Source organism: Luteococcus sediminum (genome assembly GCF_054783495.1).
This window is the reverse complement of the sequence record NZ_BAAGQL010000006.1, coordinates 1-14,478: the sequence shown is the minus strand read 5'-3', so window position 1 is coordinate 14,478 and position 14,478 is coordinate 1. Positions and strand designations below refer to the sequence as shown.

General features: G+C 67.4%; 11 protein-coding genes, 1 tRNA gene and 1 pseudogene. 7 read left to right on the top strand and 6 right to left on the bottom strand.

The genetic code is table 11. From position 1 onward, the window contains the following. Positions 1-118 precede the first annotated feature (118 nt). The 3 genes from gyrA (at position 119) to ACYVKA_RS04230 (ending at position 3,517) form a co-directional block, all read left to right on the top strand. Entirely contained in the window at positions 119-2,770 is a 2,652-nt protein-coding gene (gyrA, locus tag ACYVKA_RS04240; RefSeq protein WP_460703477.1) for a DNA gyrase subunit A, read from the top strand. Further along, positions 2,763-3,377: a DUF3566 domain-containing protein gene (locus tag ACYVKA_RS04235; RefSeq protein WP_460703240.1), complete on the top strand. Its 615-nt coding sequence runs from the start codon at positions 2,763-2,765 to the stop codon at positions 3,375-3,377. Before gyrA ends, ACYVKA_RS04235 begins: the two co-directional genes overlap by 8 nt. A 66-nt stretch (positions 3,378-3,443) precedes the next feature. Then, a tRNA-Ile gene (locus ACYVKA_RS04230) sits at positions 3,444-3,517 on the top strand. A 69-nt stretch (positions 3,518-3,586) separates the two neighbouring features. Here the strand turns inward: ACYVKA_RS04230 and ACYVKA_RS04225 are convergent. The 4 genes from ACYVKA_RS04225 to ACYVKA_RS04210 form a co-directional block, all read right to left on the bottom strand. Next, a complete protein-coding gene (locus ACYVKA_RS04225) occupies positions 3,587-4,330 on the bottom strand; it encodes a VIT1/CCC1 transporter family protein (RefSeq protein WP_394275650.1) in 744 nt (247 codons plus the stop codon). Between the two features lie 88 nt (positions 4,331-4,418). Continuing rightward, on the bottom strand, positions 4,419-5,648 hold the full coding sequence (locus ACYVKA_RS04220) for an ABC transporter permease (protein WP_460703238.1): 1,230 nt from the start codon (positions 5,646-5,648) through the stop codon (positions 4,419-4,421). After that, positions 5,645-6,526 carry an ABC transporter ATP-binding protein gene (locus ACYVKA_RS04215; protein ID WP_394275652.1) on the bottom strand — a complete coding sequence of 294 codons (882 nt, stop codon included), beginning with the start codon at positions 6,524-6,526 and terminating at the stop codon, positions 5,645-5,647. The genes ACYVKA_RS04220 and ACYVKA_RS04215 overlap by 4 nt, the downstream gene beginning before the upstream one ends. Before the next feature lie 294 nt (positions 6,527-6,820). After that, positions 6,821-8,203, bottom strand: coding sequence for an NAD-dependent succinate-semialdehyde dehydrogenase (locus ACYVKA_RS04210; protein WP_460703236.1), 1,383 nt, complete (start codon positions 8,201-8,203; stop codon positions 6,821-6,823). Between the two features lie 176 nt (positions 8,204-8,379). On the opposite strand from ACYVKA_RS04210, the gene ACYVKA_RS04205 reads away from it, so the two are divergent. Continuing rightward, positions 8,380-9,147: a nuclear transport factor 2 family protein gene (locus ACYVKA_RS04205; protein WP_460703234.1), complete on the top strand. Its 768-nt coding sequence runs from the start codon at positions 8,380-8,382 to the stop codon at positions 9,145-9,147. A gap of 118 nt (positions 9,148-9,265) precedes the next feature. Here the strand turns inward: ACYVKA_RS04205 and ACYVKA_RS04200 are convergent, their stop codons facing one another. Then, positions 9,266-9,937 (bottom strand): response regulator, encoded by a 672-nt coding sequence (locus ACYVKA_RS04200; protein WP_460703475.1) that lies wholly within the window; start codon positions 9,935-9,937, stop codon positions 9,266-9,268. 5 nt (positions 9,938-9,942) lie between these two features. Next, positions 9,943-11,337 carry a sensor histidine kinase gene (locus tag ACYVKA_RS04195; protein ID WP_460703232.1) on the bottom strand — a complete coding sequence of 465 codons (1,395 nt, stop codon included), beginning with the start codon at positions 11,335-11,337 and terminating at the stop codon, positions 9,943-9,945. A 200-nt stretch (positions 11,338-11,537) separates the two neighbouring features. Here ACYVKA_RS04195 and ACYVKA_RS04190 point away from each other — a divergent pair, with 200 nt between their 5' ends. The 3 genes and pseudogenes from ACYVKA_RS04190 to ACYVKA_RS04180 all read left to right on the top strand — a co-directional run. Further along, the gene (locus ACYVKA_RS04190; RefSeq protein WP_460703230.1) at positions 11,538-12,203 is read left to right on the top strand and encodes a response regulator transcription factor; all 666 of its coding nucleotides are present in this window, start codon (positions 11,538-11,540) and stop codon (positions 12,201-12,203) included. Positions 12,204-12,241: 38 nt separating this feature from the next. Continuing rightward, positions 12,242-13,600 carry a HAMP domain-containing sensor histidine kinase gene (locus tag ACYVKA_RS04185; RefSeq protein WP_460703228.1) on the top strand — a complete coding sequence of 453 codons (1,359 nt, stop codon included), beginning with the start codon at positions 12,242-12,244 and terminating at the stop codon, positions 13,598-13,600. 402 nt (positions 13,601-14,002) lie between these two features. Beyond that, a pseudogene (locus tag ACYVKA_RS04180) lies at positions 14,003-14,478 on the top strand (hypothetical protein); the annotation flags it as partial.

The window sequence follows — 14,478 nt, the reverse complement described above, 5'->3', positions numbered from 1 at the left end:
AGACCTTCACGCAGCACTTAACTGACAAGGGACAACACAGATGAGTGAAACCCCGCAGGAACCGCAGGGCAGCGACGAGCAGGCCAATTCCGCCGACCTGTCGCCCGTCGAGGCGATCATGGCCGAGGACGGCAATGCGCTGGCCGAGGGTGAGATCAGCACCGTCGACGAGATCGTCACCCCCGCCCAGGGCCGCACCCAGCCGATCGACCTGAACGACGAGATCCAGAAGTCCTACCTGGACTACGCGATGAGTGTCATCGTCGGGCGTGCGCTGCCGGACGTGCGCGACGGCCTCAAGCCCGTGCACCGCCGTGTGCTCTACGCCATGTACGACGGCGGCTACCGCCCCGACCGCGGCTGGAACAAGTGCTCGCGCGTCGTCGGCGAGGTGATGGGCAAGTACCACCCCCACGGCGACTCGGCCATCTACGACACCATGGTGCGCCTGGCGCAGCCCTGGGTGATGCGCGCTCTGCTGATCAATGGCCAGGGCAACTTCGGTTCCCCCGGCAATGACCCGGCCGCCGCCATGCGTTACACCGAGTGCAAGATGGCGCCGATGGCGATGGAGATGGTCCGCGAGATCGACCAGGACACCGTCGACTTCCGCCCCAACTACGACAACCGTGAGATGGAGCCGGTGGTCCTGCCGGCGCGCTTCCCGAACCTGCTGGTCAACGGCTCCACCGGCATCGCGGTCGGCATGGCCACCAACATCCCCACGCACAACCTGCGCGAGGTCACCCAGGCCGTCCAGTGGGCCCTGGAGCACCCCGAGGCCAGCGAGGAGGAGCTGCTCGAGGCCGCCATGGAACGGATCAAAGGCCCCGACTTCCCGCTGGGCGCCACGATCGTCGGTCGCCAGGGCATCGAGGATGCCTACCGCACCGGCCGCGGCTCGGTGACGATGCGCGCCGTGGTCGACATCGAGGAGGACAAGAACGGCCGCACCATGCTGGTGGCCAAGGAATTGCCGTACATGTGCAATCCCGACAACCTGGCCAAGAAGATCGCCGACCTGGTCAATGCCGGCAAGATCAACGGCATCGCCGACATGCGCGACGAGACCTCCTCGCGCGCCGGCCAGCGCCTGGTGATCATCCTCAAGCGTGATGCCCAGCCCAAGGTGGTGCTGAACAACCTCTACAAGCACACCCAGCTGCAGGACACTTTCGGCTGCAACATGCTGGCCCTGGTCGACGAGGTGCCCCGCACCCTGCGCCTGGACCAGTTCATCAGCTACTGGGTGGACCACCAGATCGAGGTCATCCGCCGCCGCACCGCCTTCCAGCTGCAGGAGGCCCAGGGACGAGCCCACATCCTGCGCGGCCTGGTCAAGGCCCTGGACCTGCTCGACGAGGTCATCGCGCTGATCCGTCGCTCGCGCACCACCGAGGAGGCCCGCGACGGCCTGATCGCGCTGCTCGACATCGACGAGAAGCAGGCCACCGCCATCCTCGACATGCAGCTGCGCCGCCTGGCCGCCCTGGAGCGCCAGAAGATCGTCGACCGCTTGGCCGAGATCGAGACGCTGATCGCCGACCTGAAGGACATCCTCGCCAACGAGGCACGCCAGCGCCAGATCATCTCGACCGAGCTGGCCGAGATCGCCGAGAAGTACGGTGACGAGCGACGCACCAAGTTCGTCGCGGCCGAGGGTGACTTCTCCGAGGAGGACTTCATCCCCGACGAGGACGTGGTGGTCACCATCACCCACGGCGGCTATGCCAAGCGCACCAAGACCGACAGCTACCGGGTGCAGCGCCGCGGCGGCAGGGGGGTCCGGGGTGCCAGCCTGCGCACCGACGACGAGGTGCAGCACCTGTTCGCCACCACCGCGCACCACTGGGTGCTCTTCTTCACCAACATGGGCCGGGTCTACCGGATCAAGGCCTGGCAGCTGCCCGAGGGTGGCCGCGACGCGAAGGGCGGCCACGTCGCCGGCCTGCTGAGCTTCCTGCCGGAGGAGAAGATCGCGCAGGTGCTGACGCTGCGCAGCTACCAGGACGCCGACTACCTGCTGCTGGCCACCCGCAAGGGGCTGGTGAAGAAGACCGAACTGGAGCAGTACGACTCCTCGCGCCAGGCCGGCGTGATCGCGGTGAGGTTCCGCGACGAGGACGACGAGCTGATCGGTGCCCAGTTGGTGAGCCAGGCCGATGACGTGCTGCTGGTCTCGAAGAAGGGCCAGGCGATCCGCTTCGGCGCCAATGACGAGCAGCTGCGCCCGATGGGCCGTGCCACCAGCGGCGTGACCGGCATGAAGTTCCGCGACGGCGACGAACTGCTCAGCATGGCCGTGATCGATGCCGACATGCCCGAGGACGACCGCTTCGTCTTCACCGTCACCTCGGAGGGCTTCGCCAAGCGCACGGCGGTCAGCGAGTACCGCCAGCAGGGCCGTGGCGGCCTGGGCATCAAGGCGATGAAGCTCGCCGACGACCGGGGAGACCTGGTGGGTGGCCTGGTGGTGAGCGAGGGCGACGAGGTGATCGCCATCAAGGTCTCCGGCCAGATCACCCGCAGCAATGTCTCCGACGTGCCCGCCAAGGGCCGCGACACGATGGGCGTGAAGTTCGTCGGGGTCCGCGGGGACGACGAGGTGGCCGTGATCGCGCTCAATCCCGAGGCCGCCGATGAGGAACTGGCCGAGGAGTCGGATCTCACCGCCGAGTCGGCGAGCGCGGGTGGCACTGCGGCAGCTACCGTTGGTGAGCAGGATTCGACCCAGATGGTCACCGATGAGCAGGAGGAATCCGGTGAGTGATCCCAGCAAGGCTGCCAATACCGGCGCCAAGGCTGCCCAGAAGTCCGCGGAGGGCAAGGACGTCAGCGTCGTCGACGCGTCGCCCGACGACGGTTCGGGCGCCACTGCCTGGGACCGTGCCCGGCAGCGTCTCAGTGAAGCCGGGACGACCGTGGGTGGCAAGATGAGCGACCTCAAGGAGCGGGCCGTGGTGGCCACCGCCAGTGACGGCACCTCCGCCGTGCCGGGTACGCGGCGGACCCGTCGGGCACGGCTTCGCCTGTCGCGGCTGGATCCGTGGTCGGTGATGAAGACGGCCTTCCTGTTCACCATCGCCGGCGGCATCGTCTTCTTCATCGCCACCTGGGTGGTGTGGGGCATCATCAACGCCTCGGGCGTCTTCGATGCCGTCAACAAGGCCGTCACCGACCTGGCCTCGCACCCCAGCAGCGAGACCGTCTTCCGTCTGGAGGACTACGTCAACACCCACAAGGTGCTGGGCTTCGCGGCCTCGATCAGCGCCTTGAACGTGGTGCTGCTCACGGCTCTGGCCACCCTGTTCAGCTTCCTCTACAACTTGGCCGCCACCGTGATCGGCGGCCTCGAGGTGACGCTGGCCGAGGACTGATTCCGCCGGATTTGTGCTGAAGTCTGCTGGTGCACTAGAGTCATTCTTCGTTGCGAGAGTGACTGCGGGCCTATAGCTCAGTCGGTTAGAGCGCTGCCCTGATAAGGCAGAGGTCACTGGTTCAAGTCCAGTTAGGCCCACAGAAGTGATCCCCCGACGGTTACCCGTCGGGGGATCTTCTGTGTCCGAGGGCTGGCCGGCAGTGCCGGTCAGCCGATGGTGGCGCCGAAGAGGCGGCCGATGCCGAAGGTGATCGCCATTGCCAGCAGGCCGCCGACGACATTGCGCACCACTGCCCTTGGCACCGGGGCATGCCCCAGTCTGGCCGAGCTCACCCCGGTGAGAGCGAGGGCCAGCAGCACCGACACTCCCACCACTGGGACCACCATGCTGTGCGGGGCCAGCAACACCGCCAGCAGTGGCACCAGGCCGCCGACCGTGAAGGCGGCGGTGGAGGCAAGCGCCGCCTCGACGGGCTTGACGGTGGCCTCGGGATCGATCCCGAGTTCCAGCTGGGTATGGGCGGCCAGCGGCTCGTCCTCGTGGATCTCGGCAGCCGCCTGCCGTGCCGTCTCGGGCCGTACCCCGAGCTCCTGGAGCATCTGCGCCATCTCGTCCATCTCCTGCTGCGGGAGCTGCTCCAGTTCGGTGCGCTCCTTGTCGACCAGGGCCTTCTCCGAGTCACGCTGTGCACTGACCGAGACGTACTCCCCGACCCCCATCGACAGGGCCCCTGAGGAGATCCCGGCCACGCCGGCAGTGAGCAGTGTGCTCGCGGTGGCGTGGGCGCCGGCCACGCCGATCAACAACGCCGCAACGGAGACGATGCCGTCATTGGCTCCCAACACAGCTGCGCGCAGCCAGTTCAACCGGTCCCCGACGGTGCTCTCGGCGTGGCCCCGGGGCGGCTCTGACCCACCGTCGGCGATGTCGTGAGATGCCTGGCTGGTCATGGACGCTCCTTGGTCGAACAACAGTGCCCCAAGCATGCAGGCTGGGGGCACCGCTGTCACCGAAGGCAAGCCTTGCCGTGGTCGGGTCTCATCCCTTGAGGCGCAGGGCCTCCCGGTAGCCCAGGCGTCCCTGGGTGCGCAGCAGCGCCCGCCGGTAGATCCGCTCGCCGACGATGACGGTGACCGCGGCGAAGGCCAGGTTGAGCGCCAGGGCGGCCAGCCCGTCCCACCACTGCGCGGTGCCCTCGACGATCCGGGCCGGCATCAGGATGCCCGAGATGATCGGCACATAGCTGAGCACCACCTTCCAGGTGCCGGTGGCCATGAAGCCGGCGAAGTAGACGCCCATCAGCAGGTAGATCATCGGCGCACCGGTCTGCTGCAGGTCCTCGCTGCGGGTGCCCATGGCCCCGGCCGCAGCCCAGATGCACGCCAGGGCAAGGAAACTGGCGAGGAAGAGCAGCAGGTACCATCCCACCGCGGTGGTGAGAGAGGGCAGGACGTCGGAGAAGCGCGGCACGAAGCTCGCCCCCACCAGGCCGGCGCCGATCAGCAGCGCCATCTGGACCAGGGCCATCACGGTGTTGCCGAGCACCTTGCCTGCCAGCAGCTGGCGTACCGGGATGGCGGCCACCAGGATCTCGACGATGCGCGACTGCTTCTCCTCGATCACCGACTGGGCGATCTGCATGCCGTAGGTCATCGCCGACATCATGAACAGCACCGCGAAGACCAGCCCCATCACCGTCGCGGCCTGGGAGCGCGAGGAGTCACCCTCCAGCAGGGTGGTCTCGACGGTACTGGCGGCGGTCAGCTCCGCCAAGGAGGTGCCGGCCTTCTGGGCGGTGGCGGCCATCACCTGGTTGGAGGCCGCCTGCTGCACCAGCTGCACCACGTCGGAGCCGGGGGAGTCCTTGAAGGTGAGCTCCCAGCCGGCACCCTTGGGCACCAGGAGGGCATCGGCATCGCCGGCACGCACCAGCTCCTGCCCGGCCGCGGCATCGGTGACCTTGGTCACCTCGACCGAGTTCTGGTCATTGGCAGCCTTGGTGAGCGCATCGAGGCTGGAGGCGAACTGCTGCGAGCGGGTGTCGACGACCGCCACGGTGCTGTGGTCGGCGCGGCCGCTGAACCAGGCGGAGGCCCCCATCGAGCCCAGGACCAGGGCCAGCGTGACCAGGGTGCCGATGATGTAGGCCTTGTCGGTGACCTTCACCAGGATCTCGCGGGTCATCACCGTGATCCACGGGGCCTGGGCCCGTCCGCCGTGGCCTGTTTGGTTGTCGTTGGCCATCGCAGTGGTCTGTGTGTGGGTCATGCCGTCACCTCGCGGTAGATCTCGGACAGGGTGGGACGAACGCGGCTGAACTCCAGCACCTCGCCGCGGGCGAGTGCCTCGGTGAGCAGCACCCGCTCGGTGCCGGGCTCAACGAGCTCCAGCAGGGCGGTGCCGCCGTCGACGTCGAGGGCGACCAGGCCGGGGATCTCGCGGACCCAGCCGGCATCGTTGCTGGTCACCAGGCGGTGGCGGACCCGTCCGCTGGATTCGAGCTGCTCGCGGCTGCCGCTGGCCACGACGCGACCGTTGGCCAGGATCACCAGGCCGTCGCAGAGCCGGTCGACCAGGTCGAGCTGGTGGCTGCTGAACAGGGTGGGCACCCCTGTGGCGGTGCGCTCGCGAAGCAGGTCGGCCATCTGGTCGATGGCGGCCGGGTCGAGGCCGCTGAAGGGCTCGTCGAGCACCAGGCAGGTGGGCGAGGCCATCACGGCGGCGGCGATCTGGACCCGCTGCTGGTTGCCCAGGGAGAGCTTCTCCAGCTTGTCCTTGGAGCGGTCGGCCAGGCCGAAGCGTTCCAGCAGTTCCATCGTCTCAGTGCGGGCAGCGGTGGCCCCCATGCCCTTGAGCCGGGCCAGGTAGACCAGCTGGTCGGCGATCGCCTGCTTGGGGTAGAGCCCGCGCTCTTCGGGCATGTAGCCGAAGTGGGAGCGGTCGGTGGCGGTGGCCGGACGCCCCTGCCACAGCACCTGGCCCTCGTCGGGGGCCAGCAGGCCCATCAACATGCGCATCGTCGTGGTCTTGCCGGCGCCATTGCCGCCGACGAAGCCGATCATCTGGCCGCTGCCGACATCAAAGCTGACGTCGTCGACGGCCAGGGTGTCGCCGTAGCGACGGGTGAGGTGCTGGACTTCCAGCATGGCGCCTCCTGACTGGGACCGATGATGGCTCCAGCCTGTCAAGTGGCGAATCGGGGCACATCCCTCCCGCGGGGGAAATCCTTCTTCATCCCCGCGGGGGGGGGTCTCGCGGCACAGGTGCTGCAATTGCGCCCCATACGGCGCACGACACGTTCAAATGTCATCCGTGGCCGTATGGGCTGCATTTCCAGCACGGTCACCGGGGAACTGGGCTCAGCCGATCCTCGGACGGGCCGTAACGGCACTGCGGGCGGCACACCACATGGTGTGCCGCCCGCAGTGGAGGTCTCGCCGTCAGGGCTTGTCGCCGCCCACCCAGTGGAGGCGCTTGTTCACGAACTCGTCCATTCCCACGGGTCCGAGCTCACGCCCATAACCCGAGCGCTTCACCCCGCCGAAGGGGATGGCCTTGCCCTCGGCGGCGTGGGTGTTGATCTTCACCATTCCCACCTCGAGGCCCTCACCCACCCGCTCGGCCCGTTTGGTGTCCTGGGAGAAGACCGAGCCGCCCAGGCCGAAGTGGGAGTCATTGGCCAGCTCCAGGGCCTCCTCGTCGCTGGAGACCTTGTAGACCACGCAGACGGGCCCGAAGAACTCCTCGTGGTAGATGTCGGAGCCCCGCGGAACATCGGTGAGCACGGCCGGGCTGATGTAGGCACCCTGGTCGGACAGCTCACCCCCGACACGCAACGTGGCGCCGGCTGCGACGGCCCGGTCGATCTGGTCCTTCAGCTTCTCCGCGGCCGGACGCGAGGACAACGGGGTGTAGACCGTCTCGTCCTCGGTCTCGAAGGTGCCGGGCGTCATCTGCCCGGCGAGGCGTTCGAGCTCGGCCACGAAGTCGTCGTAGATGTCGTCCATCACGATCATTCGCTTGTTCGAGTCGCAGGCCTGGCCCGTGTTGTACATGCGGGTGGAGAAGGCATTGCGGGCTGCCTCGGTGGGGTCGCCGGCGTCCAGCACGATGTACGGATCGGAACCGCCGAGTTCCAGGACCACCTTCTTCAGGGCGCGCCCAGCCTGTTCCGCGATGGCCGCACCGGCGCGTTCCGAACCGGTCAGACAGACCCCTGCGATGCGGGGGTCGGCCACCAGTGTGGAGATCTGGTCATGGTCGGCGAAGACGTTCTGGTAGACGCCCTGTGGCACCCCGGCCTCCTCCATGATCTCGGCGATGGCGGTGGCGGAGCGGGCACAGATCTCGGCGTGCTTGAGGATGATCGCATTGCCCAGCACCAGGTTGGGTGCTGCGAAACGGGCCACCTGGTAGTAGGGGAAGTTCCACGGCATCACACCGAGCAGCACTCCGATGGGGCGACGCTGCAGCACTGCCTTGGCACCGTCGGCGTCGAGCTGGAGGTCCTGGCTGAACTTCTCGCCGTTGTCGGCGTAGTACTGGAAGATCGCCGACGAGTACTCGGCCTCCTCGACGCCCTCCGAGAGGCGCTTGCCCATCTCGGTGCCGATGATCCGGGCGAGTTCATCCTTCCTCTCGTCGAAGAGCGTGGCCACTCGGGAGACCACCTCCATGCGCTCCGACATGGGGCGGCGGCTCCACCGTTCCCAGGCCTGGCGACTTTGCGCCAGGAGGTCATCCAGCTCCGCCTCGCTGACGAATTCCATGCTTTCGATGACCTCGCCCGTGGCGGGATTCTCGACGCGGTATCCATCACTCATGTTCTGCTCCTGTCCTGGTGCACCATGGTCATGATTCTGGCCAGACCATCCACGCCCACGACGGCGAATCCAGAGTTCTGCAAGGACATTCCGGTGCACGGATCGGGGCGGTTGCGCCACCGCGCGGATACCTAGGATTGCGCTGGCAGTGCAGTCACTCGACACGAGGAGATGTCATGGACCAGGTCGCGGAATTCGTGCTCGATGTCCACAACCGCCTGTTCGACCAGCACGACAGGACAGTGCTGGAGACGGAATTCGCCGAGGATTTCGTCGAGCACTCGCCACTGGTGGCGGGTGATGCGCAGGCACTGGCCACACTCGTTGAGGAATGCGGTGAAGGCCTGCGTCATCGCAATTCCAGGGTGCTGTCCGACGGCGACCTGGTGGCGCTGCACGGCAGTTTCGTGGGGCTCGACGAGACCGAGCTGGTCGGCTTCGACATCTACCGGGTGCGCGACGGCCAGATTGTCGAGCACTGGGACACCCTGGTGCCGCGGCAGGAGCCGAATGCCTCGGGCCGCACCCAGCTGACCGGCCCCATTGAGGTGATAGATCGGGAACGCACCGAGGCCAACCGGGAGCTGGTCACCGACTTCTTCATCAGGACCCTCATCGGGGGCGACTACGAGGGATTCCGGGAGTTCACCCGCGACGGGGTCTTCCTGCAGCACTCACCGGACATCGCCGATGGCGTCGAGGCCGTTGTGGACTTCCTCGAGGATCTGCGCACCTCGGGCGAGGGCTTGGTCTACGACAGGACCCATCGCACCATTGCCGACGGGCAGTTCGTCCTGACCCATTCGGAGGGCTCGATCAACGGCAAGCGGCACTCCTATTGCGAGCTGTGGCGGGTGAAGGACGGTGCCATCGTCGAGCTGTGGGACGCGATCGCCGAGGTGCCGAGCGATCTGGACGCCGTCCACAGCCACGGCGTCTTCTGAGGCCGGTGACTTCTCGGGCTGCGACGCCGGAATTGCGCCCCCCGCGGCGCACGACACGTTCAAATTGCCTCCGTGGCCGTATGTGCTGCAATCACGGCGTCTCGGGGGCGGGGAGGGTTCAGCCGCGCAGCGCCAGGCCGGCGCGGTGGGCCCAGACAACCGCCTGGACCCGGTCGCGCACCCCGAGCTTGGCGAGCACGTTCGAGACGTGCGTCTTGACCGTCGCCTCGCCCACCACCAGGTGGTCGGCGATCTCGTGGTTGCTCATCCCCTCGGCCACCAGCTGCAGCACCTCCGTCTCGCGGGCGGTCAGCTCCACCCCATGGGGGAGGGTCGGCGGTGTGGCGGACGCGCTGCCCGTCTGCCGTGCCGCCTCGTGGCGGGTCATGCGACGGATCACCCGCGTGGTGACATCGGGGGCCAACAGGCCTTGCCCCTGGGCGACGACGCGGATGGCATCCACCAGCCGCTCCGGCTCGGCATTCTTGAGCAGGAAACCCGCAGCACCCGCCTCCAGGGCGTCGAAGAGGTAGTCGTCGCGGTCGAAGGTGGTCAGCACCACCACGCGCGAGAGTTCCTCGGCCACCACCGTGCGGGTAGCGGCGATCCCATCCAGCACAGGCATCTGGACGTCCATCAGGGTGATGTCGGGGCGCAGGCGCCGAGCCAGGTCGACGGCCTCCTGCCCGTTGGCGGCGGTTGCCACCACGTCGATGTCGTCCTCGATGGACAGGATCATCTGGAAGCCACTGCGGACCAGGGCCTGGTCGTCGGCCAGCAGGACGGTGATGGGGGTCATGGCCTGGCTCCGGTTGCTGGGGTCACTGGGGTCGGGGTCACTGGGTTTGGGGTGCCTGTGGGCGTGCCCGGCGTCGACGGGACGGGGAAGCGGACCCGCACCCGGTGGCCGCCGGTGACCCGAGGGCCGATCTCGGAGCTGCCGCCGTGCGAATGGACCCGCTCACGCATCCCGAGCAGCCCCAGGCCTGAACCGCTGGTCCCGGCGCGGGGCCGGCCGTCGTCGAGCACCTCCACCTCGACGAAGTCCTCCCCACCGCGCTGGTCGGAGCGCAGCGTGACGCTGGCCCGGGTCGCGGTGGAGTGGCGCACCACATTGCTCAGCGCCTCCTGCACCGTGCGGTAGAGCGACAGCTGCACCGGCAGGGGAAGTGACTCGAGCGCTCCCGGTCGGTGCTCGACGCGCGACAGCTCCACCGACAGTCCGTCGGCCCGGAAGCAGTGCACCAGCGAGTCCAGCTCGGCCAAGGAGGGCTGGGGATCGCGGCTGGTGTCGAGGCCATCGGACGGGTCCTGCTCGCCAGAGCCGCGCAGGGCCCCCAACAGGCCGCGCATCTGGGTGACGGCCTGGCGCGCGGAGTCCTCCACGTTCTCCAGCGCCTGGGTTGCGGCCGAGGGGTCGCGGTCGAGCAGCCGCCGCGCGCCGGCCGCCTGGATCCCCATCACCGAGACGTGGTGGGCGACGACATCGTGCAGTTCGCGGGCGATGCGCAGTCGCTCCTGCACCACGGCCTGCTCCTGCAGCTCGCGGCTCTGCTGCTCGATGGTGCGGGCGGAGCGTTCCAGCAGGGCACGGTCGCGCGCCTGGCGCCAGGCCGACTGTCCCATGGCGATGGCCCCGAGCACGTAGACCAGGTTCGCGACGGTCGAGTAGAGGACCCATGAGACCAGCGGCGGCAGGATCCCGTGGCCCAGGTCCTCCTCGTCGCGCATCGTCCGGAAGTTGTCGATGGCGCGGCCCAGCGAGACGTCCCAGGCCACCCAGACCATCATCGCCACCAACAGGCCGCCGAGCACCAGGGCGGCCTGGCGACGGTCACTGGCCCAGGCCGTGCCTGAGTAGAGGGCGAAGAAGGTGATGGCCATGGTGAAGGTCTGGTAGCCGAGCTCGGGAACATAGGTGTAGGCGACGAAGAAGCCAAGGAAGCCGAGCATGGCCACGACGAGCGGATGGCGCCGTCGCGCTACCAGGGGCAGGCACTGGCCGGCGAGCATCAGGTACTGCACCCAGGGCGATCGCATCTGGTCTGCGGGGGCGAAGGCCCGGAAGAGTTCCAGCATCAGCGCCACGCCGGCCATCACGGCCAGGGCGATGATCCAGTCCTGGCGCGAGATGGGGGGATTGTCCCGCTCCCATGCGTCGTCGCCGCCCAACACACCCAACCAGTCCATGACGATCAGCCTAGGCATCTCAGACGTCCGCGCGGCTCCGTCGTAGGGGGGATTCGGCTGTCCGAGACTTCCGGAGGGCATGTTCCGTTTGGACAATTGTCTCGTGCAGTCCACGGCAGGTCTTGGAATGTCGAAAGGGCACGTGTCGAAACCGACCCCACCTGCTCGCACATCGGGGGTGGACCATGCAGAATGTGAATGTGAGCAAGGTATTGATTGTTGAGGACTCCGAGGTCATCAGGGCCTCGGTCGTGTCGGCCCTGCGTTCGCAGGGGCACCTGGCACAGGCCTTGCCGGACGGGACTGACCTGGAGCGTGCCATCACCTCGAGCCAGCCTGATCTGGTCATCCTCGACGTCATGCTTCCCGGGGGGCGGGATGGTTTCGAACTTCTGGACGTGGTGCGCAAGCTCTCACGTGCCGGGGTGCTGATGCTGACCGCGCGTGACGAGATGACGGACAGGATCCGCGGCCTGAGCCAGGGCGCGGACGACTATCTGGCAAAGCCCTTCGCCATGGTGGAACTGATGGCCCGCATCGAGGCCGTCTTGCGCCGCACTGGATCCATGGGCAGCACCGTCACGGTTGGCGACATGACGATCGCCGACGACGCTGCCAGCGTCACCCGCAATGGGGTCACCATCGACCTGACCGAGACCGAGCGACGCCTGTTGAGCCAGCTGGCCAAACACCCCGAGCGCGTGGTGTCCAAGACCCAGCTCCTCACCGCGGTGTGGGGATATGACGGCTACGACGAGAACATCGTCGAAGTCCACATCTCCAGCCTGCGGCGCCGACTCGAGGCCCACGGACCCCGTGTCATCCACACGGTCCGTGGCCGCGGGTACCGGCTGGGCACTACGTGATCGGTCGCCGGTCAATCCGGGCCCGAGTGCTGGGGGCCATGTTCGTGGTTCTCGCGCTCACCATGCTGGGGGTTGGCATCGTCACTGATGCCGTCTTCATGAACCGCCAGGTCAACGAGATGGAGACGCGCCTCAATGACGGGCTGGCCCATGCCCAGAGCTTGGCGAAGGACCCGTCGATCGGTGCCGAGCAGATCGTGGCGCAGGTGGGGCGTGGGGCGACCCATGTCTTCGTGGACGGACTCGCCGACGGGCGCACCATGGGCGATCCGCCGCCCCAGGACCAGTCACGCTTTGTGAGGTTCCCGTTGGAGACCTCCGGTCCGCTCAAGGGGGCGGAGGTGACGATCTGGGAGTCGACCGAGCCCGCGATCGCGGCCAGGCGCTCGCTGGATGGGGCGCTGGTGCTGGTGGGGGTCCTCGGGATCGTGGGGGCGAGCCTGCTCACGGTGGCGATCACCGACGTGGCGCTCAAGCCGCTCGATGTGATGGCCGACCGTGCCAATCGCATCACCGAGGGGGAGCGCGGGATCCGAATGGCTGCGACGCACACCGACACGGAGGTGGGCCGCACTGCGGCCGCCATCGACGAGATGCTCGACGAGCTGGAGGGTGCCGAGATCCGCGCCCGTGCCGCGGAGGCGCAGGCCCGGGCGTCGGCTGAGCAGATGCAGGGTTTCCTGTCGGATGCGGCGCACGAGCTCAAGACGCCGATGGCGGGGATCCAGGCCGCGGCGGAGTCGCTCATCCAGTTGCCCCCGGGTGCGGACGAGGACCGGGAGCAGCTGGCTTTTCTGTTGGGGCGGGAGGCCAGTCGTGGCGGGCACCTGGTGAACAGCTTGTTGGAGGCTGCCCGGGTGGATGCTGGCCCCACCCTGAACATGGAGCTGCTCGACCTGGGCGACCTTGCCCTGGCGGAGCAGCGTCGCCTGCAGCTGGTCTATCCCAATCTCGAGGTGATCGTCCAGGGGGACAACTTGCTGGTCAATGCGGACCGGCAGGGCATCACCAGTGTGCTGCGCAACCTGGTGGACAATGCGGGGCGGGCGGCTGCCCCTGACGGTTGGATCGTGATCGACCTGTCGACCGAGGACGGTCAGGGTGGCATCGCGACGGCGGTGCTGCGGGTGGTTGATTCAGGCACTGGCATTGCCCCGGAGGACCGTGAGCGCGTCTTTGACCGTCTGGTGCGGCTGTCGAGCACGGCCACGACCACCAAGGGCTCGGGACTGGGGCTTCCGATCGCCCGGGGCTATGCCAGGGCACATGGCGGCGATGTGGTCTATCGCGATGACGTGCAGGAGCTGCTCCCGCTGGACGAGGATGGCCAGGTGAGGCAGCCCGGAGCCTGCTTCGAGATGTCCATCCCTCTGGCGCGACGTTCCGTCGCTGCCTGATTCAAGACGATCGACATATTTTGTTTCTGCTTCTGTTCATTGGAAAGAAGTGTTACGTGATCAATATCTATGTACGCCATCATAAATAATATGATGAGATGAGTCGTTCTTTCCCTGCAGGTTTTCCTGAGGATGCCTGTTCTTGTGCTGATCTTCCTTTTCAGTCCACCATCAGAATCGTTTTGACTAGGGGTGATGCAGTGGAGTCCCTAGTCAAACGCTATAAATCAAGTGCTGGCTATTTCCCGCTGGGCAGACGAGGATGGAGACACGTCGCCATGTATTCCCGGGGGAAGTCACCAAGGTGACTGGGAATCAGCACTGGCGATGAAGCGGATTGATGTCCCGCGCTCGGGGGAGCGCGGCAATACCGCGCATTGTCAGGAAAGGGGATCGCACCTGATGCGTTCCATCACCCGTACGACCATCCGCTCCGCCTCTTGCGCTGGTGCCCTGGTTCTGGCCGGCGGAAGCTGGTTCGGCACCGGTGCGGCCTTCGCCACTCCGTCGGGCGGCTCTGCCGAGCCGACGCCGAGCGTGACTGCCCCCGCCGAGCCCACCCCCGAGGTGCGCCCGACGGCCGAGCCGAGCAAGGAGGCCCCGTCCTCGGGCAAGGAGACCCCGTCCTCCGGTGGGCCCTCTGAGCCCGGCGAGACGCCCACGCCCCGTCCCACGCCAGAACCCACTCCCGAGGTGACCCCGGAGCCCAGCAAGCCTGTGGTGACGCCCGAGCCCACCCCCGGTGAGGAGTGCAATCCCTCCGGTGGGCCCTGTGAGCCCGGCGAGACGCCCACGCCCGAGCCCAGCAAGCCTGTGGTGACCCCCGAGCCCAGCAAGCCCGTGGTGACCCCCGAGCCCAGCAAGCCCGTGGTGACCCC

Coding starts and splice junctions, on each gene's coding strand:
- gyrA (WP_460703477.1), top strand. CDS start 119: ATGGCCGAGGACGGCAATGCGCTGGCCGAGGGTGAGATCAGCACCGTC.
- ACYVKA_RS04225 (WP_394275650.1), bottom strand. CDS start 4,330: ATGACCAGCCAGGCATCTCACGACATCGCCGACGGTGGGTCAGAGCCG.
- ACYVKA_RS04220 (WP_460703238.1), bottom strand. CDS start 5,648: ATGACCCACACACAGACCACTGCGATGGCCAACGACAACCAAACAGGC.
- ACYVKA_RS04215 (WP_394275652.1), bottom strand. CDS start 6,526: ATGCTGGAAGTCCAGCACCTCACCCGTCGCTACGGCGACACCCTGGCC.
- ACYVKA_RS04210 (WP_460703236.1), bottom strand. CDS start 8,203: ATGAGTGATGGATACCGCGTCGAGAATCCCGCCACGGGCGAGGTCATC.
- ACYVKA_RS04205 (WP_460703234.1), top strand. CDS start 8,380: ATGGACCAGGTCGCGGAATTCGTGCTCGATGTCCACAACCGCCTGTTC.
- ACYVKA_RS04195 (WP_460703232.1), bottom strand. CDS start 11,337: ATGGACTGGTTGGGTGTGTTGGGCGGCGACGACGCATGGGAGCGGGAC.
- ACYVKA_RS04185 (WP_460703228.1), top strand. CDS start 12,242: ATGTTCGTGGTTCTCGCGCTCACCATGCTGGGGGTTGGCATCGTCACT.